This is a genomic window from Coriobacteriaceae bacterium (assembly GCA_025757745.1).
Lineage (GTDB): Bacteria > Actinomycetota > Coriobacteriia > Coriobacteriales > Coriobacteriaceae > Collinsella.
In genome coordinates, this window is record CP107217.1 from 1,787,814 (window position 1) to 1,814,640 (window position 26,827).

The window sequence follows — 26,827 nt, forward strand, 5'->3', positions numbered from 1 at the left end:
CGCATCGTGGTACCATGGTTCATATCGTTGTTTAAACGACTAAGGGAGTAGACACCATGGAAGAGGCCTATCGTCAAGCGCGCAAGCGCGGCGAACAGGGACGCCGTCGCGCCATCAGCCAAAGCGAGCATCCATATCTTACGGACCTCGACAGCTTGGTCGCCCAGCTTCCCTGCGGGCAGCGCGAGAACATCGGCCTGCGGGACATTCCGCTCGAAATGGTCGTCGGCACGGTTACCAAAGGTCGCCAGTCCGCCTTTTCGTGTAACTTTATGCCGCTGCTCCCCTGGAATACCGAATTCGCCCGCAAATGGTCCAACCTCTACGATATCCAAATCTCCGAGGGCTACCGCGACCCCATCATCGTCACCGAGTTCATGCACCGCTTTTACGTCCAAGAGGGCAACAAGCGTGTCAGCGTCCTCAAATTCCTTGACGCTCCGACGGTTTCGGCCAAGGTGACGCGTCTGTACCCCGGTAAGTGGGATTCCGTCGAGAGCCGCCTGTACGGTGAGTTTTGCGCCTTTTGGTACGTATGCCCCCTGTACGAGATTGAGTTTTCGCGCGAGGGCAGCTACGAGATGCTTGCCAAAATGCTCGGCCAAGATCTTGTCGAAAAATGGCCTCAAAAGAAGGTCGACTACCTACGTCACACCTTCCTGCTCTTTAAGCGCGCCTATCTTCGCGCGGGCGGCGACCACTTGGACATTACGCCTGCCGATGCCATGCTCGTCTACCTCAACGTCTACAACCAGGACCGTCTGCTGGATACGCCGACGGATATCGTCGTCAACCGTCTGTGCAAGATTTGGCGCGAGCTTGTCATTGCCGGCAAAAGCGACGAGGACAAAGTCGATCTTGTCGAAGCGCCGCAGCCCAACGAGAAAGAGGGCGCACCGACAAAAGCTACCTCGGGCGTGCTCAACTTCTTTATGAGCAAGACCGTCTACTCCACTGCCAATCCCATGCGAATCGCCTTTATCCACGAGTTTCCCTGTGCCACGTCGAGCTGGGACAGCCTACACGACCAGGGCCGCCGGTATCTTGATGAGCACTTTGGCGGCATCGTGCGCACCGAGGCGTTCGAGGACTGCCACGATTCGGACGTGTTCTACGCCGCCGTCGAGACAGCCGTAAAGCACGGGGCGAACGTCATCTTCTCGACCTCACACCGGCTCATGGAATACACGCTCAGGGCGTCAGTCGAGTATCCCCAGGTGCGGTTCCTTAACTGCTCAATCGGCCTTCCCCACCAAAGCGTCCGCTCGTACTTTGGAAAGATGTACGAGGCCAAGTTCCTACTGGGCGCCCTTGCCGCCAGCATGGCCGACAACCACCGTATTGGCTACCATGCGTCGGTCTTCGCCTCGGGCGCGCTGAGCGAAATCAACGCCTTCGCTATCGGTGCCTCGCTGCTCGACCCTCGTGCGCAGATTATCCTCACTTGGGGAGATGTTCCCGCCGGCGGTCTTGCCGAAGCCATGTGTCGCGAGGGCGTGAGCGTCATGACCGGCGCCGATATGTCCAAGTCTCTCGAGGACCCCACCGCCTACGGGCTTCACCGTCTGGTAAACGGCAAGGAAGTTACCGGTATTGCTATGCCGGTATGGAACTGGGGCCGTTACTACGAACTCATCGTACGCAGCCTACTGCACGGCACATGGGACGAGACCGCCGATGACCAGCAGGTGCGCGCCGTCAACTACTGGTACGGTATGAGCTCCGGCGTCATCGATATTCGCTACGCTCCGGGCCTACCCTATCAGACGCGTAAACTTGTGCAGCTGCTTCGCAACGGCATTGTCGAGGGCTCCATCAACCCATTTGGCGGCGAGCTCCACAGCCAGGACGGCGTGGTTCAGATTGAGGGCTTCCCTCCCCTGCCGAGTACGCAGATTGTCGAGATGAACTGGCTGGCTGACAACGTTATAGGCTCGATTCCGCAGCTCGATAACGAGCCGGAGGTCCGTGCCCTATGAATATCCTAGCCATTGCCGATGTAGAGGAGCGCTGCCTGTGGGAATGTTTTCGCAAGGAGCGCTTTGAGGACGTTGACCTGATTCTATCCGCAGGCGACCTGGATCCGGACTATCTTGAGTTTTTGGTCACTGTCATCAACAAACCGCTTGTGTACGTTCGTGGCAACCACGACGACCGCTACGCGCGCCATGCACCGGGCGGGTGCATTTGTGTTGAGGACAGCGTATATGTGTACCGAGGTATTCGCATTGCGGGTCTGGGCGGTTCCATGCGCTACCGCGACGGCGCGAACATGTATACCGAGCGCGAGATGGCAAAACGCATGCGCAAGCTATCGCGAAAAATCGCACTGGTAGACGGATGCGATATTCTACTTACCCATGCACCCGTCGCAGGCATGGGCGACCTGGACGACCTGCCGCATCGAGGATTCGAGTGCTTTAATGCGGCTCTTGAGTCTTGGGGTCCCGACTATATGATTCACGGGCATGTGCACCAAAGCTACGGCCCCAACTTTCAACGCGAGCGCCAACACCCATGCGGAACGAAGATTGTCAACGCCTGCGGCTATACCAAGATCGAAATTGACGAGGCGCGCTACCCCACGCGCGGTTGGAAGGCCGCTTGGCTCAACTCGCAAACCATGCGCCGCGAGCTCAAACGCCACGAAGCAATCGAGTCTTCAACCGCCAGAACCCCCTGGTAACTGCCAACAACCACCACGAAGGGGATAGGCACCTTTATGGTGGTTTTGCTGACTCGTCCGACCTGTCCATCACGGTGCTTGTGTAATTAACGAGAACACTCATTGTTTTGTAAGGACGGCGCTCACGTGCCGTCTTTTTTTGTCAACTTATGCAGTCTCGACCGTGTTGTATGTAGAGGGACCTCGCGAGACGCCTTCCCTATATCCACCACGACCAATTGGAGGTGACACTATGCCTGCACGCCGTAACCGCAATAGCACGCTCCGATGCGATGCCGATCAGATCGAGCGGGAAGCAAAGCGCTTGGTCGACACGTATTCCGACCTCATCCTTCGATTGTGCTATTCGGCCCTTGGATCCGCTGACGACGCTCAAGACATCTGCCAGGACACGCTGATCAAGATTCTCCAACGCACTCAACCGTTCGACTCGCTCGAACACGAACGTGCTTGGGTGATCCGAGTCGCACTGAACGCATGTCGCGATATCGGCCGTACGCACGCGAATCACCCGGTTGTCGACCTCGATTCGCTCCCCGATTTCTGCGCACCCGTAACACATACCGAGCAAGAATTCGCGCAACGCGACTGCGCCATTCTTTCCGCTGTCACGGCCCTGCCTCAAGCACAGCGCATCGCCATCTTTTTGCACTACTACGCAGGCATGAGCATCAGGGAAATCGCAGACGCCGTTCACGCGACGCCAGCTGCAACCGCCCAGCACCTTAGCCGCGGACGTGCGTCACTTCGGCTTTCCTTGAAAGGAGACCACAATGACTACGAATTCGAATGACTATCGCCACGCCCTGGAGCACATTTCGTTTACCGATAATGCGAAGCAGCACATGGCAAACTCGATTGCTCAGTCCGTCGCCTCAAGCGATGCGGCGACCGCTCAAAGCAACTTTAATGGCACGCGACGCAAGCCGCGCATCGCCCGCCATCCCGTAAGAACAGTCGCTCGCATTGCCGCTGTAACGGCAGTCCTCGCTATCGTCATTGGAGGCGCTGGCACGGCTATGGCAACAGGCGTCCTGCCGCTTCCTTCTGACATGCTTTCCGACATCTTTGACGGACCTGCTTCTCAAACCGAGATCATCGACCGTATTGGCCGGCCCGTCGGTGCTAGCTGCTCCAACAACGGAGTCACCGTGACCGCCGACGCCATCATGGGCGACAAGGATATGGTTACCATCGCCTATACGCTTACGTTCGACGATCCCGCTGCCCTGAAAAAGCTTTCCGAGCCGGGCGAGAACGGAACTATCGCCGGAAGTGTCGATGGAAACGTATACGTTGATGGCGAGCATGGCGGCCAAGGCCAATCATGGCTCATTGACAAGAACCCCAATGACTCCAGCATTCAATACTTTGCACAGTTCAGCGTTGAATCACCCGGCCTTATGGGCAGGACCGTCCGCACGCATATCAACTCTTTCGTTGTGCCACGTGCTGGCAAAGAGCTTCCCGAGTATAAGAAAATACTTACGGGCCCATGGGATCTTAAGTTCCAGCTGAATTACGAAGATACATCCGTTACGATTCCCGCGCCCAAATCGGTCAACTTTAACGGCACCAAGGCGACGATTCAAGAGGCCACCGTATCCTGCGTTGGCGTTTCAGTCCGCTACAACATAGATCGTTCCATCGAACACGACAACAACAGCGGCAAGATGTCTCAAAACATGGAGGAGTCTATGGATGCCGTTGGCAACATACCCCTCATCGTGACGTTCAAAGACGGTCATGTTGAGGACGCAACCAGCCACAGCGGCTATTTCGCAAATAAACTGGATAACGGCACCACTGATGTCCACAAGACCTGGCCGTTCTCGCAAGTTTGTGACACAGACAAGATTGCAAGCGTACAAATTGGCGATACGGTCATTCCCATGAATTCGTAACGCTACGCGGCTCGTATATGCACCCGGTTCCGCACTTCGCGTCTAAAGATGCGCTGTCATCGAGCAGCGTGAGCGCAAGGCCGCCCGTATGGTCGGCTGGGAACACCTCGTTGCGCTAAAAACCACCACGAAGGGGACCGGCACCTTTGTGGTGGTTTTGCTGACTCGTCCGACCTGTCCCAACGGTTTGTCTCAATCTGTAACAGGTAGGGCCCAAATAATCGGTTAGCTGTTACAGATCGAGACAGACCACGGATGCTCACCCGAAAATCTCAATCTGTAACAGGTAGGAACGATTTTGCCCCTTAGATGTTACAGATTGAGATATTTGACAGCTTGAATCGGCATCGCCTACAGCGCGGCGACGACCTTGTCGCCCATCGTCGTGGTGCCGAGGATCTTATCTGCCGGGGTGTTGACATCGGCGATGTCACGGGTGCGCCAGCCCTCGTCGAGCACGCGCGCCACGGCGCTCTCGATCCACGCGGCTTGCTCGCCCATGTCGAGCGCGTAGGTCAGCAGCATCGCCACCGACAAGATTTGAGCCAGCGGATTGGCCACGCCGAGCCCCGCGATGTCAGGAGCGCTGCCAGCGCTCGGCCCAAACAGCGATACGCCATCATCCAGCGAGGCAGAGGCAAGCATACCGAGCGATCCGGTAATCTGAGCCGCCTCATCGGACAGGATGTCGCCGAACATGTTCTCCGTCACCACGACGTCAAAGTCTGCCGGTCGACTGATGAGCTGCATGGCGGCGTTGTCGACGAGCAGGTCCTCAAGCTCCACGTCGGAGTACTCCTCGTCTTGCACGCGATGCACGATCTCGCGCCACATGCGGCTCGTCTCCAGCACGTTGCGCTTATCAACGCTCGTCACCTTGCCGCGACGTTTGCGCGCCGCCTCAAATGCCTGGCGCGCAATGCGCTCAATCTCGTACTCGCGATACTCCATCACGTCGACCGCACGCTGACCGGCCGCACCCGCAGCGCCCGCGCAGGTCACGGATGCGGGCGCCAAAGTCCCACGGCATGTTGTAGCCCATCGTATCGGGGATGTTCACGACCGTGGCACCGGCCTTTACGGCCGCCTCGATAATGCGCACCAGAAACTCCTGATCGGAGCGGCCGGCATCCTCGGCATAAAACTCAACATCGTCAACGAACTTGCGAGCATGTTTGACGGCATGGATCGCTCACTCAATTGCCCTTTCCTCAGTCATATGGAGCTTGTCGCGCAGGTGACTGGTGCTCACACCCAGCCCTGTATGGATACGGGGCCTCTGGGCCGTTTTGAGCGCCTCTGCAGCCACTTCGATATCCCTGTCGACAGCGCGCGTCAGGCCGCATACCGTGCATCGGTCGCCCGCAATCTTGCCAATCTCCTGTACGGAGCGAAAGTCACCAGGACTCGAGATGGGAAAGCCCGCCTAGATAACGTCCACGTTCATGCGCACCAGCTGGCGGGCGATGAAGAGCTTTTCCTCGGTATTCATGCTGGCGCCCGGCGACTGCTCACCGTCGCACAGGGTGGCGTCAAAGATTGTAATTTTGCGGCTTATATGTTCCTCCTGATTGACCGTTTTATGACAGATGGCTTTCAGGAGAGAGAGAAGGCCTAGAGATAGAAAAATACCCGTGTCGCTCATCACGCCTGAAAGCGGCAGACGATAGCGCACCCGGGTACAACAAATCGTTATAGCGAGATTACAACCCTAGCGCGCTATCCAATCTAGTAGCGCTAGGCCTAGGAGCTGTTGCGTGTTCTTAAACATGTTGGGCTCCCTTCGGCCTCGGGTAGTACTACATCGCGCTAAAGTACAACACAAGTAAAACCACCACAAGGGTGCCTGTCCCCTTCGTGGTGGTTTCGTTGACTCAAAAGCAAGAGACCCGGTCCTGCACGAGGCAGAACCGGGTCTCTTTAGCAATGCTTGCTTTGCTCAGGCAGTAACTGTTAGTTACTCAGCCAGGAAGTCGCGCTGGATAGCGGGATCGACCTTGACGCCAGGGCCCATGGTGGAAGACACGGAGATGGACTTGACGTACTTGCCCTTAGCAGAAGAGGGCTTGACGCGCAGGATCTCGGTGTACAGGGCAGCGTAGTTCTCGACGAGCTGCTGCTCAGAGAAGGACTTCTTGCCCAGGGGCACGTGGCAGATGCCGTAGCGGTCGGCGCGGTACTCAACGCGGCCAGCCTTGAGCTCGGAGACCATCTTGGCGACGTCCATGGTCACGGTGCCGAGCTTGGGGTTCGGCATGAGGCCACGGGGACCAAGGATCTTACCGATGCGGCCAACCTTGGCCATCATGTTCGGCGTAGCGATAGCGGCGTCGAAGTTGATCTCGCCCTTCTGAATCTGGGCGACAAGCTCGTCGGAACCGATGATGTCGGCGCCGGCAGCCTCAGCCTCGCGGGCCTTCTCGCCCTCGGCGAAGACGGCAACACGAACGGTCTTGCCGGTGCCGTGAGGCAGGGAGATGGAACCACGGATGTTCTGGTCAGCCTTACGAGTATCGATGCCCAGACGGAAGTGGGCCTCGACGGTCTCGTCGAACTTGGCGGTGTCGAGCTCCTTGATGAGCTTGGCAGCCTGAAGGGGGGTGTAGAGCGTGGCGCGGTCGATCTTCTCGGCAGCGGCGTTATAGCTCTTACCATGCTTAGCCATGTGCATTACCTCCTGTGGTTAAACGGGCGCGAGCCCTCCCACATCGTATCGTGTGCCCTATTGCACACATTTAACGGGCGCCCCGGTTGGAGCACCCGTCATTACCAAAAGAAATCGCTACTCAGCGATGGTGACGCCCATGGAACGGGCGGTACCGGCGATGATCTTCTTGGCGGCGTCAATGTCGTTGGCATTGAGGTCCGGCATCTTGATCTCGGCGATCTTGGTGAGCTGCTCCTGGGAGAGCTGACCAACCTTGTCGGCCTGGGGCTTAGCGGAACCAGACTTGAGGTTCAGCTCCTTCTTGATGAGGTGAGCCGCCGGCGGGGTCTTGGTGATGAAGGAGAAGGACTTATCCTCGAAGACAGTGATCTCAACGGGGATGATGTCGCCCTTCTTGTCCTGCGTCTCGGCGTTAAAGGCCTGGCAGAACTGCATGATGTTCACGCCAGCTGCGCCCAGGGCGGGGCCGACGGGAGGAGCGGGGTTAGCTGCACCAGCAGGAATCTGGAGCTTAATGACGTTGGCAACCTTCTTCTCAGCCATGGTCATTCCTTTCGAATCACGAGTGTGAAGTACTTGCTATATCGTAAGCACGCACGTGTTAGAAGCACTCCTGAGATGAGCAGTCACAGAAGAAGCACGCTCGAGCGAACGGACGAAAACTTAAGCGATGACAGCAACCTGGTTAAAGTCGAGCTCGACCGGCGTCTCACGGCCAAAGATCATCAGGGTGACCTTCAGCTTGCCTGCCTCGGTGTTAACCTCGGAGACCTTGCCATCAAAGTCGGTAAGCGGGCCATCGGTGACACGGACGGACGTGCCGACCTGAATATCGACCGAGGTGCGCTTGGGCGAATCGCCCTTACCGGGACGACGAGTCATCTTATTGTACTCGTCGCGGGAAAGCGGAGCGGGCTTGCCATTGCCGCCCAGGAAACCGGTAACACCGGGCGTGTTGCGAACACACGTCCACGCATCGTCATCCATCTCCATGCGAACCAGGACATAACCCGGGAAAATCTTGGAATCCTTGGTCTCGCGCTTGCCACCCTCTTTGATCTCGGTGACGCGCTCCATAGGAATCTCGATATCAAAGATACGGTCCTGCATGCCCATGGTCTCGATGCGATGCTCGAGATCGGACTTAACGCGGTTCTCGTATCCAGAGTAAGTGTGAACGACGTACCAACGCTTAGACATGGTTTAGCCCCTCAATCCAGAGAACAGAGCAAGAGCCTCGCCAAAGCCAGCATCGAGCAGAGCGATGACGACGCCGACGACGATCAGAGAAGCGCAAACGACGACCGAGTAGTTCACGAGCTCCTTCTTATCGGGCCACGTGACACGCTTCATCTCGGACTTCACCGAAGCGAAATACTTCTTGGTGCGGGCGAAGAAACCAGGCTTCTCATTCTTCTTGGACTTCGCAGCCTTCTCGTTCTTCTTGGCAACGGCCTTCTTGGCCTCAACCTTGGAGTTGGCGGCAGCGTTGTTGGCAGGTACCGGCTGCTGAGCCTTCTTCTTGTTCTTCTTGTTGGCCATTTGGGTTACCTCCGCGCAATGCGCTTATACATGAGTAAACCGTAAGCCCCCAATTGGGAGCTTACGGAATAATGACTGGCACGCCAGGAAGGACTCGAACCCTCAACACTCGGTTTTGGAGACCGATGCTCTACCAATTGAACTACTGGCGTATGTGACTAGAGACTAGCGAGTCTCTTTGTGCAGCGTGTGGTGACGGCACCAGGGGCAATACTTCTTGATCTCCATACGATCAGGCATGTTCGACTTGTTCTTGGTGGTCGTATAGTTGCGGCGCTTGCACTCAGTGCACGCAAGAGTAACTAGAGTACGCATTTATCCTGAACCTTTCATTTCCGCCCCGTACGGGCACGAGTTGGTACTTTATCAGCTCTACGTAAGTGCTGTCAATGAAAACCTCGAATCAATTGGTTCTCGCTGGATCCATTCATATTTGGAACACATCAATGAAGCCAGTGAGATCTAATCGATCCCTCACGCTCGGCTTAAGAGCGAGCGAAGCGCAATCGTCAGGGAACAAGCCCCGCGTAGAAAAGAACCCGGCACCCTATAAGTGCCGGGTTCTCTCTAAGTCAGCTATATCAAAGAGCTAATTTACTCAATGATCGTGGAGACGATGCCCGAACCGACGGTGTGGCCACCCTCGCGGATAGCGAAGCGCAGGCCCTCCTCCATAGCGATCGGGTGAATGAGGTCGCCCTCGATGGTGATGTGGTCACCAGGCATAGCCATCTCGGTGCCCTCGGGCAGCTTGACCGTACCGGTAACGTCGGTGGTACGGAAGTAGAACTGAGGACGATAACCATCGAAGAACGGGGTGTGACGGCCGCCCTCCTCCTTGGTCAGAACGTAGATCTCGCCGGTGAACTTGGTGTGCGGGGTAACCGAACCGGGCTTGCAGAGAACCTGGCCGCGCTCGATGTCCTCGCGCTTGATGCCGCGGAGCAGCAGACCGACGTTGTCGCCAGCCTCGCAGAAGTCCATGGACTTACGGAACATCTCGATACCGGTAACGACGGTGTTCTGGGTATCCTTGATGCCGACGATCTCGACGGGCTCGTTGAGCTTGAGCTCACCGCGCTCGACACGGCCGGTAGCAACGGTACCACGGCCGGAGATGGTCATAACGTCCTCAACGGCCATCAGGAACGGGAGGTCGTTGTTACGAGCAGGCGTCGGGATGTACTCGTCGACGGCGTTCATGAGCTCGCGGATAGCGTCCATCCACTTGGCGTCGCCCTCAAGAGCGCCCAGAGCGGAACCACGGATGACGGGGATGTCGTCGCCGGGGAAATCGTACTCGGAGAGGAGCTCACGGGTCTCCATCTCGACGAGGTCGATGAGCTCGTCATCGTCAACCATGTCGCACTTGTTCAGGAAGACGACGATGTAAGGAACGCCGACCTGACGGGCGAGCAGGATGTGCTCGCGGGTCTGAGCCATGGGGCCGTCGGTAGCGGCGATGACCAGGATAGCGCCGTCCATCTGAGCAGCACCGGAGATCATGTTCTTGACGTAGTCAGCGTGGCCCGGGCAGTCAACGTGAGCGTAGTGACGGGCAGCAGTCTCGTACTCAACGTGGGAGACGGAGATCGTAATGCCGCGCTCGCGCTCCTCGGGAGCCTTGTCGATGTTCTCGAACGCAGTGAAGTCAGCCTTGCAGCCCTCGGTCTCGGAGAGAACCTTGGTGATGGCGGCGGTCAGCGTGGTCTTGCCGTGGTCGACGTGACCAATGGTGCCGATGTTAACATGCGGCTTAGTGCGCTCAAACTTCTCTTTGGCCATAAAGCCCTCCTCTAAACAGGTCGTCCCCGGACGGGACTTTGCCTTTATACCATAGTGGCCTCTCAACATACTATTGAGAAGCCACCGTGTTACCTATGGTAGCGGTGACTGGATTCGAACCAGTGACGCCACGGGTATGAACCGTGTGCTCTAACCAACTGAGCTACACCGCCGGATGGAGCCTGCAACCAGACTTGAACTGGTGACCTCTTCGTTACCAACGAAGTGCTCTACCGACTGAGCTATACAGGCACTTGACGGGTGGGAGCTATAGGATTCGAACCTATGTAGGCAGAGCCAACGGGTTTACAGCCCGTCCCCATTAACCACTCGGGCAAACTCCCAATCGTTCAAGTATCCGCAGGTCCTTTGGTCTTTTGGACCGCCGCCCCCGCGAACGAAAAAGATAATACGATGCAACCTTGGGGGCTGTCAACGAAAACCTCTAGATACACGGTGCCGGGCGTATCTATATAGCCGTGACCTGCGGTTTTGTTGAGTTTGGATATGAAGGACGCTGGATTTGCATGTAGCGGTGACATTTCACGAGGGAATACTTTGTCGTAGTGGAGTGAGCCTGCAGAACATCCCTTCGATAACGACTCATTTGCACCTATATATAGGTGGAGATCGGGCTTCCGCGGCAAATTCGAGCGTGGATTATCTCCCGTTTGAAATCGAGCGTTGATAACCTCCCGCTTTTGGCGTGCCACTGGGCCCAAAGTGGGAGATTGTCTACGTTCATTCTCTAGGCGGGAGATTTTCCACTCTCGTGTGTCCGAATATCCACGCTCGATGACGATGGTCAACCTCGCCCCGGCTTCTGTCTCGATCTGTAACAGTAAGAGGGTTATTCCTCCTCTATCTGTTACAGATCGAGATGTTTCCCTGGCGGTCTCCAGTTTATCTAAATCTGTAACAACAAGAACGGTTTTCCTTCCCTAGTTGTTACAGATTGAGACACTTCTCAGCTCGCCCCCAGATTGTCTAAATCTGTAACAGCTGGGAGCTGAATGCTCGTCCTCGTGTTACAGATCGAGATTGTCGACTAACCCCAACCAAGCCCTTAAGCCAGTACCTCAGACCCGTTGTACAGTCTACTGCCTTTAAACGAGCGCAGCAGGAGTTCGCGACGTTCATCGAGGTCCTTCAGTTCGCAGGGGAACACGAACAGCATCACGTTTTGATGATACTTGTAATCTGCATAGACATCCGGATCGCCCAAACGTGTGGGTGTGGACACGATACCATCCGACATATGCTCGCTTGAGCCCACATAAATTCCCAGATAGTCACTGTAGTTCTTATCGTGACCGCCCTTTTGATACTTTGCGATAAGGTAGCAGCCAGGCGTATCAAAGCCGTTAAACGCAGCATCGACAGCCCTTTCCTGCTGGCAGACAAACTTGTGCAGGGGCATCACCGTCGACGCACTTTCGAAAATCGACTGCCTTGCGGCGTTGATCTTTTTGCGAGCCTCGGCGGCTTCTCTTGAGTCCTGGAACGCTTTCACAGCACCGTCCAGCGCGCCAACTGCCGCGCCAACGCCATCGGCCGCTACTCCGAACCCCTTGCCAATGCCATCGGCAACGACACGCGCACCGTTAGCAGCGCCGCCCGCTGCATCCATTACAGCGCCGCCAACGGCATCGACATCGACGCCGAGCTGCTTTGCGCCCTCAATGACACCAGCTGCCGCGGCCAGAACATCCGCCGCAAGATTCACCGCGTCTTTTACAGTTTTAAGGTTTACAACCATCCTGGTATTCCTTTCGACATTTCCCTCAACCGAACCGATTCATGACTTCCAAGAAGCGAGAGGGGCTTAGCTCGGCATCTCGCAACTATGTCTGATATCTCAAGCACCTAAATCAGCAGTCTAAATCCAAATGTACGAAACGTTCCAACAAGGTAGCTATTAATCGGCGAGCGCCTTGAGTGGCCTGAGGTGTGTCCCACATTTAGACTCACCTCCACTATTCGCAACCAGATTGAAATGAGTAGATTACGCTATCGGGCAGAGGGAATTGGCTCCAGTATTATGTCCGCACGAGCTCCTATTCTTTTTGACAGCGAACAGCCCGCTGTCAAAAGAAGGAGATTCAAATGGGCAACTTGGAAGAATTCGAATTGACTTGACGTGGATTTACGGTTCTTGCCGCTTCGGCTTTCGGAGCATTCTTTATTAAGCCCGAATCAGCCGCCAATTCCTCTTGCGACAAAACGTATCTCGTAAGCGTTAAAACAATCGGATACGGCTATCTCTGGGAAAAGGAGTTTGAAGACACCGATTGGATGGACGAGCCAGACGAGTCAGAAATCCAGCGCGAAGCGCTTAAACCGGGAACCATCCTCCGCTTCGAACAAGACCCCGATATCCCAAAGGACGCCGCCTGGCTCGACGTCGTGTCTGAAGACGGCGAGCAACTCTGCGACATCCCCTGGAATGCGACAGCGGAAGAGAAAGCAGCCGTCATGAGGATCGTCGATAAGATCAACGGCGGCCATAAAGTCTGGACAGAAGTGAGCGATGCCGAGCATTCTACGATTGACGCCGATCCAGACAATGCGCGCATTCACACAATTGAATTCGACGTGTTCTACCGGTAATTGCTGTGTGGTGTCCGATGAAATCGGCACGATCCAAGCCGACAAGGAGAACCAGGTTCACTTTTCGCCAGCTTAGTCTTACCATTCGTCCACCATGCCCATATGTGCAAGTAAACTCACTCGGTCACGTACTGCCTTGCCATCCCCATCGCATCCACCGTCATTTCGGGCGGTCTCAGTTCAAGCGCACAGTTATTCGACTGACGCCGCAGCAAGAGAGGAGCCCGTTTACCGAATAGAAAACCGTAGCAACTGCGGAATAGTCAGAAAGCGCTAGCATTTTCATATCAGGAAAGGAGAGCACTCATTATGGACAAAAAGAAAAGGACAGCCATCGTCTCTGCCGTCGCGGCCTTAATCGTTGCTATCGGAGCGTACTGGTACGTCAATTACCAGATACCGCACAATAAGGCTGTTGAGGCCTTCAACACCGCCGCCGACGGACTTTCAGGCCGCAACGATGACTTAGACGCCGCAATCAAAGAGCTTCAGGAACTGAACAAATCGAAGGATAAGCCCTATGATTCGTCGACGTCTGATTCCGCGACCAATGCGGTAGCCCAAGCTCAGGCCGCCAAAGAAGATATCCCCGCGATGCCAGGTAATACCGACGAGATAAACGCTATGGCAAAGAAGATCGACAAGATGGGAAAATACGATTCCGTCATCGCCGATCTTTCCACCGCCAAGTCCAACCTTCAAGACAGCATCGACCAACTCAAGCAGGTGACCAACCCCTCAGAGCAATTCATTCTGCAACGGCTCACGGGCATTGCCAACATCACGGCACTGGAAGCTGTTTCGGAGGGCAACGATCCAAATAATAAGTTAGGCAAACAGGGCGGTTACACCGCATGCATCTACTTTAATTCCGATTTGGTCGGCTCTTCCGACGTGTATCTTAGCGGAGATTACACCCCCGTCGTGGACGGCGGATGTGATGCCGGCGGAGCCGTCGAGGTGTACGCAAACGCCAAAGATGCCAAAAAACGCGATGAGTACTTGAGCAGCTTTGACGGCAATTCGATCTTAGATCCCGGTTCGCACAAGGTTGTTGGCACCTGTGTGGTTCGCACTTCCTGCCATCTTGCCGCATCGCAGCAAAACAGCATGACGAGCAACGTTGAACAGGCACTCATCAGGCTCGACAAGTAAGTTTTATATTCGTCATATCAACTAGCGATTAAGGAGTGTAGATATGAGCGACAGATTTCCCGATGTTGATTGGTGGTGCGATCGTTGCAACGCCCATCTCAACAATCAGCCAGGTTTTGACGATCACAAGTACACGTGGGTTTGCACTGAATGTGGTTACAAGAACAGTATCTCCGCAACCAACATTTATGAATCCGAAGAGGACTATCGCAACTCGCGTTAGGAGATTCTTATGAAATACAAGGTCGTTTATCATTTACCGAGCGGCGCCGACGAAGAGGAGGATGAGCTCTTTTATTCAGAATCTGAGGCTCACGACGCCGCACGCGAAGGACTTTCCAATTATCGAACGGGCGCAGAAGAAGACTATCTGTTAAACCCAGGCGACAATCCCCTCCACGATGACGATGGTTACAGTTACGACATCGTAGGGGTAGACGAGTAGGTCTGTTAGCCCCGCCCATTTGGGCGGGGCTTTTTCTCTGGCATCAACCAGATTCCCTTGCGCAGTACCAGTCAAAATGGTTAGCCCCCCTCTTTGCATCGTCTCAACCTGTAACAACTGAGCAGTTTTTTCCTCCTAACTGTTACAGGTTGAGACAAACCGAAAAAACAACGGTACGGCGGCGTTCTCCTACAGCCAATAAGGTCGAACAGTCTCTCTACTGTGCTTTTACGAAGCACAGAACATTACCAACGACCACGCAGTAATCCGTAACGCTCGCGTCGGTCAAATAAGGAACGGCCACCTTCTTGGTGCTGCCTTCGGGCATCGTCCCAAGATAGCCGCCGGTTGCAATCTCGTAGCCAGGCCACTCATAAGAGAAGTTAGGGCAAGTCAGATCGATACCATCAGGACCCTTAGTTTGAATCAAATCACCAAAGGAAATGCCGTCCGTTGTCTTGGGATCGATAGAGTCATTCGTAACCGTGCAAAGGAGATAGCTATAGTTCTGATTCTCAGACCAACCATCGAACTCACGAGCACGCTGGCTTGAGTCGGCGTCAACGACAAAACCGTCAACAGATAATTCCATCCCGCCTGCCTCAGTTTCAAATGAAATAGTCTGTCCAAGAGGAACGAGCTCAGAAGGCGACTTCACATATTTGGAAAGTGCCTTGGAATGGTCGTCATCCATTTTCAGCCCCGCTTTATCTTCAAGCTCCTTTACAACCGAAGCGGCCTTTTTGCATCCCTTGACGTAGTTGTCGTTGTAGGTAGCAGGGTCGTTCGGATAATTAACGAGGCCAGCGCTTTCCATATCCAAAGCAGACTTATAGTCCTTAACGAGATCTGCAAAAGACTCGTCCTCAAAATCCTTCGACTTGAATTTGCTCACTGCGTCAATTTGAACATCAATGCCCTGCTGCAAGAGAGAAATCTGCTCATCGATAGAACCAGCCCTCTTCGAAGAAACGTCGGACCAGTCAGCAATACCAGCCTCAACGGAATCAACAAAAGAAGCCTGGCGTTGGGCTTCTTCATTATTGACACCGCCACAACCAATTAGCGAAAGCCCGAGAACAGCAATGCAGAGAACTGCACCGAATCGCTTACCCATAGTTTTAATCCTTCCCATAGCAGCAAACACATTGATAAGGATAGGCGTAAATGAAAGTGCCGCCAGACCGATTCGGCAAACGGAACAGCGCGGGGGACGAATGAAAGAACGCCCGGACTTTCTATCCCATGCCAGCAGATCGTCCATCTCAGCATCTGGTTCACACGTCGTTGCACAGTTTTATACCGTGCGCCCAGTACATTCCGGCACGCGGCGCCCACACCGTATTCTCCGCGAATCACGGCGCGCCGACCACACGCCCTGCCAAGCTCGCGGCCGCGCGCGGATTCAATGCTCGCGCAAGGTGAGTTATCGTTGCCCACATCCACGCCACCGTGTCGTCGGGTTGCGTACGGTATACGACACCGCTGTTTAGCTCCATAACATAGTGCGTCATGCGCGCCCAGCTCGCGGTACGCCGCCAGTAGGCAACGTGGTTGGCAGCGCTCGCGTCGGCATTCCCCGCCTCATGGACTGCCAAAAACGTCGGCGAGCGGGCGCCGTGCCCCTGTGACACGATCGCCTCGCGGTTCTCGTAGGCCGCAGCCGGCGTGGTGAGCGCCAATGCAACCACCAGCACGGCAAGCCACACAGTCGATCTCTAATTCCTCATAGCCCTCCTAAAAACAAAGGCACCGTGGCCGTGAGCTGCAGCGACCCTGGGACAGACAGAATCACCTCCTAGACCGCACCGCCCGAGTCGAGCTCCGCCATCACCGGGGAGAGCGCAGCCATGATAAGAGCCACGACCAATGCACGCCATGCGTGGTCCAGCACCACCTGACCAAAAAATCAGGTCTACGTTGGCGATGATCACACCGAGGATGCCCTGGACGATGGCACGGGCCAATCGCCGCTACCATTCGTTTGAGTTCAGAAACTCTTCCATTACTCCGACCTTTCTGCCAGCGACTGAATGTCATGCTGTATGACGGCCATGTCCTGCTCAAGCCTGTAGGTGCGTTCAATCAGGGTGTTGTGCTTTTCAACGCGCTTCGACAAGATGTCGGTCTCGATCTCCATCACCGCGCGGTTGCGGGAGTTGGAGCACAGCGCGCCTGCAAGCGTGACGACACCACTAATAAGGACAACAACAATCGATTCCAAACGACTTCCTAACGTCTTCCGTTGGAACCATCATCGAGGGCGGTCACAAACGGATTTATTACTACATTCGTCCTTTTATTACTACGCCCATAGTGTTAGATTGCTCTATTACTACTGAAAATTCTAATTTTATGGTATTGCATTAGCTGAGAGGAGCGAATCGTGGAAACCTACAGCGTCAAAGACATTGCAGATCTGCTGAAAACAAATCCGGAAACGGTCCGCCGATGGATTAGGAGCGGAAAGCTAAAGGCAACGCGAGGGGCTTCGAGAAAAGAAGGAAGCTCGATTAGCACGAATGACCTTCTGAAATTCCTCCAGGAGAATGCAAAATACGCTGGAATTGTCGCCAGCGCAGCTTCTACCCCCATTGGAGCGATGTCGGCTGCGCTTCTGGGCGCGGCGGGCGGAATTGCCGCCCTTAAATCCAGAAATGAGCAGGCGATCGAAAACTCGACGGCAACTCAATATCAAATCTGCGCCTACCTGAACGATGAGATCCAACGACTCTCGGAAAGCATCGAACAAAAGGAGACGATCGCTTCCCAATTAAAGGCGGAGATTGAGCGAGACAAGGCAAAAATCGATGAGATGAGAGGGGCGATACTTCAACTTTCACAGGAAGAGAAAACAAAATGTATTGGAGGATAATAATGTGGGATTATGCACAATTGACCAAGACGGCAGCGGAATACGGCGGCCCCGACAAGTATATCGACACGATCAAAGCCTTCGCCCACGCCGAAGGATGCGCGAGCGGTTTTATAAAGGGCGCTGGTATTGCCACCTTGATATCCGTTCCGGTTTGTACTGCGATTGCAAAATTTTACGCAGACTATCAAGTCAAAAAAGAAGAAGCAAGCAGAGCAAAACAGGCCCTGTCAAATTATTTGCAAATGGAAGAAAAGATGGAAGAAAGTTGGGAGAAGAATCATGACGAAATATAAAGTCATTTACCATTATCCGGATGGGTCCGACGACGAAGAAGACGACCTCTTCGACACCGAGGACGAAGCCTTTGAAGTGGCAAGCTACGGCGTTTCCTGCTATAGCTCCGGCGCAGAGATCTTAAACATGTCTAACCCAGGCGATTACCCATTAGACGGCTCAGAGGATGACTGTGAATTCGAGATCATCGAATTCGACGAATAATGCCTCCGGCCCCGCCCGCAAGGACGGGGCCTTTTCATGCCTATTCTGTCATCGAGTACCCCGGTGCCGCCGCAGCGTCCACCACCGCCGTGGCGCCAGATATTTTGTTCGAGCTCCAGAGGCCTGTTCTGTTCGAGCGTGCGACTGTCCACGGCGTGCTGCGGCCCGGCCGCGCCGAACAACCTGACCAACCACCCCATCACACTCTTGGCGACATCGCACTCGACCACAATCTCGTATTTCGGTTTGCCGACATTAGACAAGTCAACCATCCGACCTTGAGCGCATCGATGAAATGCCTCGGGCGCTTGGAAAACCTCGCATACCGTTCTTCCGCCTCTCGTATCTTTCCCGAAACTGTCCACCCCAATGTAGTCAATTCGTCGATCGTCTCTTCGCCATCAACCTCAGCTCCCATGGATACCCTCCATAACCGGGCCCTCGCGGCCTAGTCGCTATTAAGGGCGTCCAAGATTTGGAACGCAGTTCACAACCAGCGCGGGCGTTTCTTTTAAAAGAAACGGGCCCTGTCCCACAAGGAACAGAGCCCGAAACTCTCATGGAGCCAGTGACAGGAATCGAACCTGCAACCCACTGATTACAAATCAGTTGCGCTACCGTTGCGCCACACTGGCACACTTGGCGCTTTCGCGCGAAGCCAGTTAAGAATAAAGGAATTACGGACTGGGCGCAACAGACCCTTTGACCGACCACATCTCAAAACTATTCGCCAGAACGAATAGTTTTAATTACAATTGAATAGATAAAACTGTTCGTTCTAACGAAGGGTTTCGCGATGCTTACTACCAAGGAAGCCGCTGAACTGCTCGGCATCACTCCGCGCAGGGTGCAGGAGCTCATAAAAAACGGAGCACTTGAGGCCCGGAAGGCTTCTGGCGTGTGGCTTATCGACAAAGACAGCATCGACACGCGACTCCGCTCCGTGACCAAAACGGGAGGACGTCCCCGCCGCGGCCACGGTAAGAGCGAGATCGCATTCACCCTCATGAACCGCACGCACGAAGTCGCCCAGCTGGTCTACAGCACATCGCGAAAAGACTTTACCCACATCGGTGCCGACATAGATTACGCCCACGCCCCTATTGGAGTATTTGGCCCTAATAGCCCCATATCGCTCGACTCCTTCCGCATCTGGTGGCGCGGCCGCGGTATCCCGCTCGCACGCATTGGGCTAGCCTCCCTGCTTGCAGAAGCCGCAGTCGATGTTCCCGACGAACTTGTCCAGCGAAATCTCGGCCTCTCCCTATCCGATCAGTATTGGATTAGACCCCAAGGTTCCGGTCTCGCTTGGGAGGATATCAACTTCTTCAATAATGCATTCGACGACGTCTCGTTGACCATTGCGCCCTTTGCCCCCGAGGGTAAAGCGGCCGTTGCAAAGCCCGACAACACCTCGGACGGCAATCTTCAAAAGTACTGGACATGCGAGGGCGGGCGCCGAATTCTGCATAAGGCAGGAGCACACCTGAACCAGGAACCTTATAACGAGCTGGTGGCGACCGCGCTCCACCGTCGCATCCTAAACGCCTGCGATTATGTGCCTTACTCGCTCGAGGGCATGGGCACTTCCGCCCTGAGCATATGCGATGTCTTCTTAACTGATGAAGAAGAGTATGTCCCTGCGTTCTATGTAAACCAGCACGCAAACGCAGATGAACGGCTAACCGACCACGAGCGATATGTAGCAAACTGCGAGGAGCTCGGAGTGACAGGCGTCAAGGATGCCCTTGACCGCATGATCGTATGCGACGACATCATCGCCAACTATGACCGCCATTGGCGTAACTTTGGCCTCGTGCGAAACGTCAACACGCTAACCTGCAGACCTGCCCCCATCTTCGATTCGGGCTCATCACTCTGGTGCAACATATCACTAGAGGAGCTTAGGGCGGGAGAGCACAGTTTTACCAGTGCACAATTTCATTCAAGCCCCGCCAAACAAATGTTGCTCGTCGAAGACATGGGCTGGTTTGACGGCGACAAACTCGAAGGCTTCGTTGACGAGGCAATCGAGACCCTGTCCAGAAACGACGCGCTCACGGCAAGGCTGCCATATCTAAAAGAGGCGCTTACATGGCGCCTCCGCAGAATGATCGACATCGCTGAATGGAGTTAGCGAGACAGCGTCGCGCCGTCAGCTCCCTTACCTCCCGCGCAACGCCTTGAGCTTTGCCAGGGCATCGGGGCTCAGGCGACTGCCCAGAGTCATCTTGATCTGCGGAGCTTCCTCTGCCTCGTGAACGTCGTTATCGATCTGCTTGATCTCGTCCACCAGCATACGGCTCGAGATGCGCGTAACACCCTTGCCCATGACGACGGCCTGGATTGTGCCGTCACTCGACACCACGGAGCACGCGCGGCCCTCCTCACGTGCCTCGATGCAGAGCTTCTGCACCACGGTATCGGCAGAGACGCCCGTCGGCGAAAACTCGATGCGCACGCCGCGGGCCGGCAGGTTGGGGCGCTCGCTGGAGATATTGCCCGCGCCGTCGAACACGATCACGGCCTCGTAGCGGCCCTGGGCAAAGGCGGCGACGTCGTTGATGAGGGCGGTGCGCGCCATATCGTGAACGTCGCTGGAATACGGATCGTCGGAATGGTCGTACACGAGCTTTTCGTAGCGCGGCGTGCAGTGGATCACGTTGTAGCCGTCGACCACCAGCAGCTCGGGCTTATTGGAGTGCACCGTCGAGACCGGATCGGCGATAGCCTGCGCAAACGCATTGCCGCCCACGCCGTAGGTCGCGGCCGAGACAATCGGCTTGGCCGAGCCTTCGCCAAAGCGCTTGGCCTTGGACTTGGCACGGTTCTTTTTGGACATGCGCTACTCCTCCCCCATGAGTTCGCCGGCGTTGCGGCGCAGCCACTCAAAGCACAGCGCCGTGGTCGCCTGGGCAACATTGAGGCTCTCGGTCATGCCGCGCTGGGGAAGCTTGGCCAAAAAGTCGCATTTCTCGAGCACCAGGCGCGAGATGCCGTCGCCCTCGGAGCCCATGACGAGCGCCACGCGGCCTTCGAAGGGAGCATCCCAGCAGCTGCCTTCGGCGTGCTCGGAGGCACCGCCCACCCAAAAGCCAGCGGCCTTGAGGTCATCGAGCGCACGGGCGATGTTGGGCACTTGCGCGATGGGCAGGTGCATGACAGCGCCGGCAGAGGTCTTGTAGCTGCCCACGGTCACGCCGGCGGCACGCTTGTTGGCGATGATGACGCCCGCGGCGCCCACGACCTCGGCGGAGCGCACGATAGCACCAAAGTTACCGTCGTCGGTCACATGGTCGAGCACCACGACAAGCGCCGGGCCCTCGCCTGCGCGGTCGAAAATATCGGCGACATCGGCATAGGGAAAATTACCCACCTCGAGCGCGATGCCCTGGTGCGCACCATGGCTCGACAGCACATCGAGCTGCGCGCGCGGCACATACTTAATGCGGACACCCGCGGCGTTGAGGTCGTCGACCAGGCGCGACAAGGCGGCATCGCGCTCCCCGCCCTCGGCAATGAGCGCGCACTTGATGGGAAAACCAGTGCGTAGCGCCTCGGCGGCAGCACGACGACCTTCGATAAACTCGCCTTTGGGGACCTGAACGTTGTCGCGGGTGCGATCTCGCTGAGGACGCGCAGCCTGGGCATGGGAGCGCTCGTGCTGGCCCTTGGGAGCGGCAGCGCGGTCGTTGCGGCGAATCGGACGCGAGCCAGAAGCAACCTGTTTGCCACCACGCGATGCACGCTTGCGATTGTCGGCCATAGGACGGCCTCCTAAATATAACTATCAAACGAAACAAATAGACCGACCGTCCGAGGTGCGGCAGATTGCCTTGAAAGAGGAGGGCATAGACCTTGAGGTCATGCCCGACGATTGAAAGGCAAGGTGCCGTGGCTCGGGCGGTCGGGTGCCTGGGAAACCCGCAGGGATTAGAGAGATTTGATACGGGTGCCGGCGGCGGTATCCTCGATCGTCAGACCCAGGTCCTTGAGCTGATCGCGGATGGCATCGGCCAGATCCCAGTTCTTGGCGGCACGGGCCTCGGCGCGAGCCTCGAGAATCTTGGCAGCTGCCTCGTCCACATCGTCACCCGTGTAGGCGACCAGGCCGGCGGCAACGCCCAAAAGACCCAGCGGCAACTCGACCTTAGGCTCGGGAAGCTCGACGCCAAACGTATCGAGCAGCTCGGTCAGCGTATCGGCGGCAGCCAGGGCTGCGGCCTTGTCGGCAGCATCGCCCGCCTGCTCCAGATACTGGTTGCACTCGGTGACAAAGCCAAAGACGGCGCCCATGGCACCGGCGGTGTTAAAGTCGTCGTCCATGCACTCCTTAAAGGTGGCGCGGGTCTCGGCGGCCTTGGCGGCAAACGCCTCGGATACTGCCTCATCGGCATCGGCCGTCGCGTGGTTCGCAGCCCAACGCAGGTTCTCGACCGTACCGGCGATACGCGTGAGCGAGTTCTCGGCACCCTCCAGGCGCTCCCAAGAAAAGTCGAGCGGCGAGCGATAGCTCGTCTGCAGCATCAACAGGCGCAGGGCCGCGGCAGAGTGCTGCTCGAGGACCTCGGCCAGCGTAAAGAAGTTACCGAGCGACTTGGACATCTTCTCGCCGTCGACCAGCAGCATGCCCGTGTGCATCCAGGTGTTGGAGAAACCCTGGTGCCAGGCGCAGGTGGCCTGGGCGCACTCGTTCTCGTGATGCGGGAAGGCAAGGTCGGAGCCGCCGCCGTGGATGTCGATCGGGGTGCCCAGGTAGCGGTGCACCATGGCGGCGCACTCGGTGTGCCAACCGGGACGGCCCTCGCCCCAGGGGCTCGGCCAGCTGGGCTCGCCGGGCTTGGCGGCCTTCCACAGGGCAAAGTCGAGCGGGTCGTTCTTGTCCTCGTTCTCCTCGATGCGCGCACCAACCATAAGGTCGTCGATGTTGCGGCCCGAGACCTGACCGTAGTTGGGATCGCTGCGCACGGCAAAGTACACATCGCCGTTATCGGCTGCGTAAGCGTGGCCCTGCTCGATAAGCGTCTTGATCATGGCGATCATGGGGCCGATCTCCTTGGTAGCGCGGGGACGCACATCGGGGTCGAGCACGTTGGCAGCGCGCATGACGCCGATGAACTTGTCGGAGAACTCCGTCGCGACCTCGGCGGCAGTGCGGCCCTGATCGTTGGCGCGCTTGATGATCTTGTCATCGACATCGGTGAGGTTCTGGGCGAACGTGACCTCATAACCGCTCGCGATGAGCCAGCGACGAATCACGTCAAAGCTGATGAACGTGCGGGCATTGCCGATGTGGATGTTGTCGTAGACCGTGGGGCCGCACACGTACATGCGGACCTTGCCGGACTCGATGGGCTGGAACTCTTCCTTTTTATGGGTAGCGCTGTTGTAGATACGCATTCGTTACTCCTTAACGGTTTTCTGTAGCAGGCAGACGGCCCAGGCACCGATTCCCTCGCCCTGGCCTTCCCAACCGAGCTTTTCGGTCGTAGTGGCGGCGACGCCCACGTTTTCGACGTCAACGCCCAGGGCATGGGCAAGGTTGGCGCGCATGGCATCGCGGTGCGGAGTGATCTTGGGCTGCTGACAGGCAATGGTGCAATCGGCATCGACAAACTCAAAGCCCAGCTCGCGCGCATAGTCCATCACGCGAGCGAGCAGCACCATCGAATCGGCACCCTCGTAGGCGGGATCGGTGTCGGGGAATAGCTTGCCGATGTCTCCCCCGCGGCAGGCGCCCAGAATGGCGTCGGCCAGGGCATGCGCGAGCACATCGGCATCCGAGTGGCCCAGCAGGCCGCGCTCGTAGGGAATGTCAACCCCGCCGATGATACATCGACGCCCCTCCACCAAACGGTGGACGTCGTAGCCGTGGCCAATGCGCAGGTTACTGAACATGGGGAAGGTCCTCTCCCTCGGCCATGCGGCCAAGCAGAATCGCGGTTACGGGACGCAGGTCCTCGGGCACCGTCACCTTAAGGTTATCGCGCGGGCTCTGGACACAGCGGACGCGCCCGCCCATGCGCTCGACCAGCGAAGAATCGTCGGTCCCGATAAAGCCCTCGGCGATAGCTGCGGTGTGGGCGCGCTTCATGGCGTCGACGCTAAAGATCTGCGGTGTCTGCGCGGCCCAGTAGAGCTCACGCGGCGGCGTCTCGACGATATTGTCGCCGTCGACGATCTTGAGCGTGTCGATCGCGGGCTGACCGCATACGACACCGTCGAGCGAGCGGTCGCCCACAAGCACGTCGATCGCATGATCGATGGCCTCGGTCGTGATAAGCGGACGGGCGCCGTCGTGGATGGCGACATATTCGAAACCCGCCGGAACCGCATGCACGCCGGCACGGGTGGAATCCTGACGGGTATCGCCGGCATCGGCGAAGCTGATGGGCGTGTCATAGTCAAACGGGTCGATGGCCAGGCGGCGCATCTCGGCACGGCGCTCGGCAGGGCACACCACCACGATGTGGCCGACCTTGTCGCTCCGATCGAACGCGCGGATGGACCAGCTCATAAGCGGACGGCCCGCTACATTGACGAGCTGCTTGCCACCGGGATTTCCAAAGCGCTGGCCGCTGCCACCGGCAACGACCACGGCGCATACGGGCGCCATTATGCGTTCCCCTGTTTGGTGCCCTTCATGCGGTACAGGGAGTCCGCAAGAATGGCAGGGTTGTTAACGCCAAAGTCGCCCAGGCGCTCCGGATCCTCGCTGATGTCGTCCATGAGCTCCTGCAGCGAGCCGTACTCGTCGACGATCTTCTCGGCCACGCCGTCACGCACGACGGACACACGCGAAAGCGTGCGCAGGCCCAGCGGTGTCATGACGGAGTCCTCGTCCAGGTCGTCGTAGCCCAGAACTGCCGCCACATGCTGCGGGTCGGACAGGTCCTTAGGCGTCATGCGGCTCAGGTTGGCGCGGATCTTCTCGGCATTGGCCTCGGAGGAATCGCTCGCGTAGTCGCGAATCATCAGGTCGTACTCGGTATCCATGCTGGAGCCGGCGAGCTGCTCGAGCTGCATCTGCACGAGCTTGCCCTGGTTACCCAGCTTGACAATGCAATCCTTAAGCTCAGTCTTTGCCTGCTGCATGATCTCGAAACTCGAGAAAATACCGGTAATGTCAGCGAGCGTAACGTAGTCGTCGAGCTCGAGGGCCGTCAGGCGCAACAGGGAGCGGTCGAGCGACTGACGGGTGGTCTGGAGCGTGGCGACGAGCTGGTTGACCGAGCTCATGATGGTGGTGACGGGCTGGATCTCGTAGCTCTTGCCGTGAACGTACACGTTGACGACGGCACGACGGGCCGAAACCGAGATCACGATGGCGTCGGTGAGCACCGACATGCGAGCGGCAGTACGGTGACGCATGCCCGTCTCGCTCGTGGCAAGCGAGGGATCGGGATTGAGGTGGAAGTTGGCGCGCAGGATCTGGGTGAGGTCGCCGTCGATAACGATGGCGCCGTCCATCTTGGAGAGCTCGAACAGACGGTTCGAGGTGAACGAAATGTTGAGCGGGAAGCCGTCGTTACCGGCAGCGAGCACGTTTTCGGTGTCGCCGACGCAGATAAGGGCGCCCAGGTGACCGGCGATGATCATGTCGAGGGCGGTACGGATCGGCTGACCAGGTGCCGTCAGGCGGATGGCCTGTTCCATACGCTTTTGCAGCTCGTTCTTATCCAAGGCATCGCTCCCATCGTATACGCTCCATAAACGCTAAATAGTTTCTCACGGTTTGTCCCTGCGGCGCTTGCGAAATCCGATGCTTACAGAATGAGCGAACACCGCCGAGAGCCTTAACCCAAATGAGCTGTTCATGTGGTAGCATCGGGATTCACATGAATGAGGGAGTAGTCGCGTGACCGGGTTCGCCTCCTGTGGCGCGGCAAGTCAACATACTGGCCGAAACGGTCTGGCTTGCCTTAATGAACGAGACTCGTGGTTGTACGCGCAGCACGTACGCCACGGGTCTTTTTTGTTGCTCCCCTGCCAGAAGTACACGCGGGTTCGCCCGCAGAGAGGGAGCCAGACTATGGGACTCGCAGAGCTCGTGTTGCTCGCTGTTGGCCTTTCGATGGACGCATTTGCCATATCCATCTGCAAGGGCCTTGGCATGAAGAAGATCAACCTTAAGGTCGCCGTGGTGCTCGGCCTGTTCTTTGGCGGCTTTCAGGCCGGCATGCCCGTAATCGGATGGGCGCTCGGCAGTCAATTCATGGGCATCATCGGGCCCATCGACCACTGGATCGCCTTTGTCCTTTTGGCCTTTATCGGCGCCAAAATGCTGTGGGAAGCCTTTACAGAAGACGAGGACGGGGGCGACGGCAAGGATGCCGAAAAGATTGACCTGGGCGAGTACCTGATCCTCGCCATCGCCACCTCAATCGACGCCCTAGCCGTGGGCATCTCATTTGCCGCGCTCTCGGTCGACATCGTGCCCGCCGTATCGCTTATAGGCATCACAACCTTTATCTTCTCCATCGCCGGCGTGGCGATCGGCCATACCTTTGGCGCGCGCTACGAAAAGCCTGCCACCATCGTGGGTGGCGTCGTGCTCATCCTCATCGGGCTTAAGATCTTGCTTGAGCATCTGGGGATTCTCGCGATATAAAAAACGCCTCTCATAAGCTCAACGTCAATGTAGAGGTCTCATGCA

The 26,827-nt window shown here is 56.8% G+C and carries 30 protein-coding genes, 5 tRNA genes and 1 pseudogene; 13 read left to right on the forward strand and 23 right to left on the reverse strand.

Annotation, left to right across the window (positions count from 1 at the left end; all coding sequences use genetic code 11):
- Positions 1-56 precede the first annotated feature (56 nt).
- The 4 genes from OGM60_07785 (at position 57) to OGM60_07800 (ending at position 4,590) form a co-directional block, all read left to right on the forward strand.
- Positions 57-1,979 carry a BMP family ABC transporter substrate-binding protein gene (locus OGM60_07785; protein ID UYI98786.1) on the forward strand — a complete coding sequence of 641 codons (1,923 nt, stop codon included), beginning with the start codon at positions 57-59 and terminating at the stop codon, positions 1,977-1,979.
- Positions 1,976-2,686, forward strand: a complete 711-nt coding sequence (locus OGM60_07790; GenBank protein ID UYI98787.1) for a metallophosphoesterase family protein — start codon at positions 1,976-1,978, stop codon at positions 2,684-2,686. Before OGM60_07785 ends, OGM60_07790 begins: the two co-directional genes overlap by 4 nt.
- A gap of 232 nt (positions 2,687-2,918) precedes the next feature.
- Positions 2,919-3,479, forward strand: coding sequence for a sigma-70 family RNA polymerase sigma factor (locus tag OGM60_07795; protein ID UYI98788.1), 561 nt, complete (start codon positions 2,919-2,921; stop codon positions 3,477-3,479).
- Positions 3,460-4,590, forward strand: a complete 1,131-nt coding sequence (locus OGM60_07800) for a DUF4179 domain-containing protein (protein UYI98789.1) — start codon at positions 3,460-3,462, stop codon at positions 4,588-4,590. The genes OGM60_07795 and OGM60_07800 overlap by 20 nt, the downstream gene beginning before the upstream one ends.
- Before the next feature lie 351 nt (positions 4,591-4,941).
- On the opposite strand, the gene OGM60_07805 is transcribed toward OGM60_07800, so the two are convergent.
- The 13 genes and pseudogenes from OGM60_07805 to OGM60_07865 form a co-directional block, all read right to left on the reverse strand.
- Positions 4,942-5,607 carry an isocitrate/isopropylmalate family dehydrogenase gene (locus OGM60_07805; protein UYI98790.1) on the reverse strand — a complete coding sequence of 222 codons (666 nt, stop codon included), beginning with the start codon at positions 5,605-5,607 and terminating at the stop codon, positions 4,942-4,944.
- Positions 5,516-6,082 (reverse strand): annotated as a pseudogene (locus OGM60_07810) (hypothetical protein). Before OGM60_07810 ends, OGM60_07805 begins: the two are co-directional and overlap by 92 nt.
- A gap of 465 nt (positions 6,083-6,547) precedes the next feature.
- Positions 6,548-7,255 carry a 50S ribosomal protein L1 gene (gene rplA, locus OGM60_07815; protein ID UYI98791.1) on the reverse strand — a complete coding sequence of 236 codons (708 nt, stop codon included), beginning with the start codon at positions 7,253-7,255 and terminating at the stop codon, positions 6,548-6,550.
- Positions 7,256-7,372: 117 nt separating this feature from the next.
- A complete protein-coding gene (rplK, locus tag OGM60_07820) occupies positions 7,373-7,801 on the reverse strand; it encodes a 50S ribosomal protein L11 (protein UYI98792.1) in 429 nt (142 codons plus the stop codon).
- Between the two features lie 120 nt (positions 7,802-7,921).
- Positions 7,922-8,458: a transcription termination/antitermination protein NusG gene (gene nusG / locus OGM60_07825; protein UYI98793.1), complete on the reverse strand. Its 537-nt coding sequence runs from the start codon at positions 8,456-8,458 to the stop codon at positions 7,922-7,924.
- A gap of 3 nt (positions 8,459-8,461) precedes the next feature.
- Positions 8,462-8,800 (reverse strand): preprotein translocase subunit SecE, encoded by a 339-nt coding sequence (gene secE, locus OGM60_07830; protein UYI98794.1) that lies wholly within the window; start codon positions 8,798-8,800, stop codon positions 8,462-8,464.
- A 76-nt stretch (positions 8,801-8,876) separates the two neighbouring features.
- Positions 8,877-8,952 (reverse strand) — tRNA-Trp (locus tag OGM60_07835).
- A gap of 13 nt (positions 8,953-8,965) precedes the next feature.
- On the reverse strand, positions 8,966-9,115 hold the full coding sequence (gene rpmG / locus OGM60_07840; GenBank protein UYI98795.1) for a 50S ribosomal protein L33: 150 nt from the start codon (positions 9,113-9,115) through the stop codon (positions 8,966-8,968).
- A 279-nt stretch (positions 9,116-9,394) separates the two neighbouring features.
- Complete coding sequence (gene tuf, locus OGM60_07845; GenBank protein UYI98796.1) at positions 9,395-10,585, reverse strand: elongation factor Tu; 1,191 nt, start codon at positions 10,583-10,585, stop codon at positions 9,395-9,397.
- Between the two features lie 96 nt (positions 10,586-10,681).
- A tRNA-Met gene (locus tag OGM60_07850) sits at positions 10,682-10,758 on the reverse strand.
- Between the two features lie 3 nt (positions 10,759-10,761).
- Positions 10,762-10,837 (reverse strand) — tRNA-Thr (locus OGM60_07855).
- Between the two features lie 10 nt (positions 10,838-10,847).
- A tRNA-Tyr gene (locus OGM60_07860) sits at positions 10,848-10,929 on the reverse strand.
- Positions 10,930-11,651: 722 nt separating this feature from the next.
- Positions 11,652-12,344: a hypothetical protein gene (locus tag OGM60_07865; protein ID UYI98797.1), complete on the reverse strand. Its 693-nt coding sequence runs from the start codon at positions 12,342-12,344 to the stop codon at positions 11,652-11,654.
- A gap of 536 nt (positions 12,345-12,880) precedes the next feature.
- Here OGM60_07865 and OGM60_07870 point away from each other — a divergent pair.
- The 4 genes from OGM60_07870 (at position 12,881) to OGM60_07885 (ending at position 14,795) form a co-directional block, all read left to right on the forward strand.
- Positions 12,881-13,195: a hypothetical protein gene (locus tag OGM60_07870; GenBank protein UYI98798.1), complete on the forward strand. Its 315-nt coding sequence runs from the start codon at positions 12,881-12,883 to the stop codon at positions 13,193-13,195.
- Positions 13,196-13,504: 309 nt separating this feature from the next.
- The gene (locus OGM60_07875; protein ID UYI98799.1) at positions 13,505-14,350 is read left to right on the forward strand and encodes a hypothetical protein; all 846 of its coding nucleotides are present in this window, start codon (positions 13,505-13,507) and stop codon (positions 14,348-14,350) included.
- Positions 14,351-14,393: 43 nt separating this feature from the next.
- Positions 14,394-14,573 (forward strand): hypothetical protein, encoded by a 180-nt coding sequence (locus OGM60_07880; protein ID UYI98800.1) that lies wholly within the window; start codon positions 14,394-14,396, stop codon positions 14,571-14,573.
- A gap of 9 nt (positions 14,574-14,582) precedes the next feature.
- Positions 14,583-14,795, forward strand: coding sequence for a hypothetical protein (locus OGM60_07885; protein ID UYI98801.1), 213 nt, complete (start codon positions 14,583-14,585; stop codon positions 14,793-14,795).
- 217 nt (positions 14,796-15,012) lie between these two features.
- Here OGM60_07885 and OGM60_07890 read toward each other — a convergent pair whose 3' ends face one another.
- From OGM60_07890 to OGM60_07900, 3 genes are all read right to left on the reverse strand, one after another.
- Complete coding sequence (locus OGM60_07890; protein UYI98802.1) at positions 15,013-16,059, reverse strand: hypothetical protein; 1,047 nt, start codon at positions 16,057-16,059, stop codon at positions 15,013-15,015.
- 91 nt (positions 16,060-16,150) lie between these two features.
- Positions 16,151-16,504 carry a hypothetical protein gene (locus tag OGM60_07895; protein UYI98803.1) on the reverse strand — a complete coding sequence of 118 codons (354 nt, stop codon included), beginning with the start codon at positions 16,502-16,504 and terminating at the stop codon, positions 16,151-16,153.
- A 296-nt stretch (positions 16,505-16,800) separates the two neighbouring features.
- The gene (locus tag OGM60_07900) at positions 16,801-17,019 is read right to left on the reverse strand and encodes a hypothetical protein (GenBank protein ID UYI98804.1); all 219 of its coding nucleotides are present in this window, start codon (positions 17,017-17,019) and stop codon (positions 16,801-16,803) included.
- A gap of 162 nt (positions 17,020-17,181) precedes the next feature.
- Here OGM60_07900 and OGM60_07905 point away from each other — a divergent pair, with 162 nt between their 5' ends.
- The 3 genes from OGM60_07905 to OGM60_07915 are packed head-to-tail and all read left to right on the forward strand — an operon-like array spanning position 17,182 to position 18,171.
- A complete protein-coding gene (locus tag OGM60_07905; protein ID UYI98805.1) occupies positions 17,182-17,670 on the forward strand; it encodes a helix-turn-helix domain-containing protein in 489 nt (162 codons plus the stop codon).
- A gap of 2 nt (positions 17,671-17,672) precedes the next feature.
- Entirely contained in the window at positions 17,673-17,966 is a 294-nt protein-coding gene (locus OGM60_07910; protein UYI98806.1) for a hypothetical protein, read from the forward strand.
- Complete coding sequence (locus OGM60_07915; GenBank protein UYI98807.1) at positions 17,953-18,171, forward strand: hypothetical protein; 219 nt, start codon at positions 17,953-17,955, stop codon at positions 18,169-18,171. The genes OGM60_07910 and OGM60_07915 overlap by 14 nt, the downstream gene beginning before the upstream one ends.
- 560 nt (positions 18,172-18,731) lie before the next feature.
- Here OGM60_07915 and OGM60_07920 read toward each other — a convergent pair.
- Positions 18,732-18,806: transfer RNA gene (locus OGM60_07920), tRNA-Thr, on the reverse strand.
- A 161-nt stretch (positions 18,807-18,967) separates the two neighbouring features.
- Between OGM60_07920 and OGM60_07925 the strand changes: the two genes are divergently transcribed.
- On the forward strand, positions 18,968-20,308 hold the full coding sequence (locus OGM60_07925) for a DNA-binding protein (GenBank protein UYI98808.1): 1,341 nt from the start codon (positions 18,968-18,970) through the stop codon (positions 20,306-20,308).
- Between the two features lie 27 nt (positions 20,309-20,335).
- Here the strand turns inward: OGM60_07925 and OGM60_07930 are convergent, their stop codons facing one another.
- From OGM60_07930 to disA, 6 genes are all read right to left on the reverse strand, one after another.
- Complete coding sequence (locus tag OGM60_07930) at positions 20,336-21,013, reverse strand: NYN domain-containing protein (protein UYI98809.1); 678 nt, start codon at positions 21,011-21,013, stop codon at positions 20,336-20,338.
- A gap of 3 nt (positions 21,014-21,016) precedes the next feature.
- Complete coding sequence (gene rlmB, locus OGM60_07935) at positions 21,017-21,937, reverse strand: 23S rRNA (guanosine(2251)-2'-O)-methyltransferase RlmB (protein ID UYI98810.1); 921 nt, start codon at positions 21,935-21,937, stop codon at positions 21,017-21,019.
- 167 nt (positions 21,938-22,104) lie between these two features.
- Positions 22,105-23,571 carry a cysteine--tRNA ligase gene (cysS, locus tag OGM60_07940; protein UYI98811.1) on the reverse strand — a complete coding sequence of 489 codons (1,467 nt, stop codon included), beginning with the start codon at positions 23,569-23,571 and terminating at the stop codon, positions 22,105-22,107.
- A gap of 3 nt (positions 23,572-23,574) precedes the next feature.
- Positions 23,575-24,069 carry a 2-C-methyl-D-erythritol 2,4-cyclodiphosphate synthase gene (gene ispF / locus OGM60_07945; GenBank protein UYI98812.1) on the reverse strand — a complete coding sequence of 165 codons (495 nt, stop codon included), beginning with the start codon at positions 24,067-24,069 and terminating at the stop codon, positions 23,575-23,577.
- Entirely contained in the window at positions 24,059-24,787 is a 729-nt protein-coding gene (gene ispD / locus OGM60_07950) for a 2-C-methyl-D-erythritol 4-phosphate cytidylyltransferase (protein UYI98813.1), read from the reverse strand. Before ispD ends, ispF begins: the two co-directional genes overlap by 11 nt.
- Positions 24,787-25,854, reverse strand: coding sequence for a DNA integrity scanning diadenylate cyclase DisA (disA, locus tag OGM60_07955; protein UYI98814.1), 1,068 nt, complete (start codon positions 25,852-25,854; stop codon positions 24,787-24,789). Before disA ends, ispD begins: the two co-directional genes overlap by 1 nt.
- A 349-nt stretch (positions 25,855-26,203) precedes the next feature.
- Here disA and OGM60_07960 point away from each other — a divergent pair, with 349 nt between their 5' ends.
- Entirely contained in the window at positions 26,204-26,782 is a 579-nt protein-coding gene (locus OGM60_07960; GenBank protein ID UYI98815.1) for a manganese efflux pump MntP family protein, read from the forward strand.
- The last annotated feature ends 45 nt before the right edge of the window (positions 26,783-26,827 follow it).

Excerpts from the sequence above, each read along its gene's own strand:
- rlmB (UYI98810.1), bottom strand. The coding sequence starts at position 21,937 with ATGGCCGACAATCGCAAGCGTGCATCGCGTGGTGGCAAACAGGTTGCT.
- ispD (UYI98813.1), bottom strand. The coding sequence starts at position 24,787 with ATGGCGCCCGTATGCGCCGTGGTCGTTGCCGGTGGCAGCGGCCAGCGC.
- OGM60_07865 (UYI98797.1), bottom strand. The coding sequence starts at position 12,344 with ATGGTTGTAAACCTTAAAACTGTAAAAGACGCGGTGAATCTTGCGGCG.
- ispF (UYI98812.1), bottom strand. The coding sequence starts at position 24,069 with ATGTTCAGTAACCTGCGCATTGGCCACGGCTACGACGTCCACCGTTTG.
- OGM60_07870 (UYI98798.1), top strand. The coding sequence starts at position 12,881 with ATGGACGAGCCAGACGAGTCAGAAATCCAGCGCGAAGCGCTTAAACCG.
- OGM60_07930 (UYI98809.1), bottom strand. The coding sequence starts at position 21,013 with ATGTCCAAAAAGAACCGTGCCAAGTCCAAGGCCAAGCGCTTTGGCGAA.
- rpmG (UYI98795.1), bottom strand. The coding sequence starts at position 9,115 with ATGCGTACTCTAGTTACTCTTGCGTGCACTGAGTGCAAGCGCCGCAAC.
- OGM60_07960 (UYI98815.1), top strand. The coding sequence starts at position 26,204 with ATGGGACTCGCAGAGCTCGTGTTGCTCGCTGTTGGCCTTTCGATGGAC.
- OGM60_07790 (UYI98787.1), top strand. The coding sequence starts at position 1,976 with ATGAATATCCTAGCCATTGCCGATGTAGAGGAGCGCTGCCTGTGGGAA.
- OGM60_07795 (UYI98788.1), top strand. The coding sequence starts at position 2,919 with ATGCCTGCACGCCGTAACCGCAATAGCACGCTCCGATGCGATGCCGAT.
- cysS (UYI98811.1), bottom strand. The coding sequence starts at position 23,571 with ATGCGTATCTACAACAGCGCTACCCATAAAAAGGAAGAGTTCCAGCCC.
- OGM60_07915 (UYI98807.1), top strand. The coding sequence starts at position 17,953 with ATGACGAAATATAAAGTCATTTACCATTATCCGGATGGGTCCGACGAC.
- OGM60_07800 (UYI98789.1), top strand. The coding sequence starts at position 3,460 with ATGACTACGAATTCGAATGACTATCGCCACGCCCTGGAGCACATTTCG.
- rplA (UYI98791.1), bottom strand. The coding sequence starts at position 7,255 with ATGGCTAAGCATGGTAAGAGCTATAACGCCGCTGCCGAGAAGATCGAC.
- OGM60_07785 (UYI98786.1), top strand. The coding sequence starts at position 57 with ATGGAAGAGGCCTATCGTCAAGCGCGCAAGCGCGGCGAACAGGGACGC.
- rplK (UYI98792.1), bottom strand. The coding sequence starts at position 7,801 with ATGGCTGAGAAGAAGGTTGCCAACGTCATTAAGCTCCAGATTCCTGCT.
- OGM60_07885 (UYI98801.1), top strand. The coding sequence starts at position 14,583 with ATGAAATACAAGGTCGTTTATCATTTACCGAGCGGCGCCGACGAAGAG.
- OGM60_07910 (UYI98806.1), top strand. The coding sequence starts at position 17,673 with ATGTGGGATTATGCACAATTGACCAAGACGGCAGCGGAATACGGCGGC.
- nusG (UYI98793.1), bottom strand. The coding sequence starts at position 8,458 with ATGTCTAAGCGTTGGTACGTCGTTCACACTTACTCTGGATACGAGAAC.
- secE (UYI98794.1), bottom strand. The coding sequence starts at position 8,800 with ATGGCCAACAAGAAGAACAAGAAGAAGGCTCAGCAGCCGGTACCTGCC.
- OGM60_07880 (UYI98800.1), top strand. The coding sequence starts at position 14,394 with ATGAGCGACAGATTTCCCGATGTTGATTGGTGGTGCGATCGTTGCAAC.
- tuf (UYI98796.1), bottom strand. The coding sequence starts at position 10,585 with ATGGCCAAAGAGAAGTTTGAGCGCACTAAGCCGCATGTTAACATCGGC.
- OGM60_07875 (UYI98799.1), top strand. The coding sequence starts at position 13,505 with ATGGACAAAAAGAAAAGGACAGCCATCGTCTCTGCCGTCGCGGCCTTA.
- OGM60_07925 (UYI98808.1), top strand. The coding sequence starts at position 18,968 with ATGCTTACTACCAAGGAAGCCGCTGAACTGCTCGGCATCACTCCGCGC.
- OGM60_07890 (UYI98802.1), bottom strand. The coding sequence starts at position 16,059 with ATGGACGATCTGCTGGCATGGGATAGAAAGTCCGGGCGTTCTTTCATT.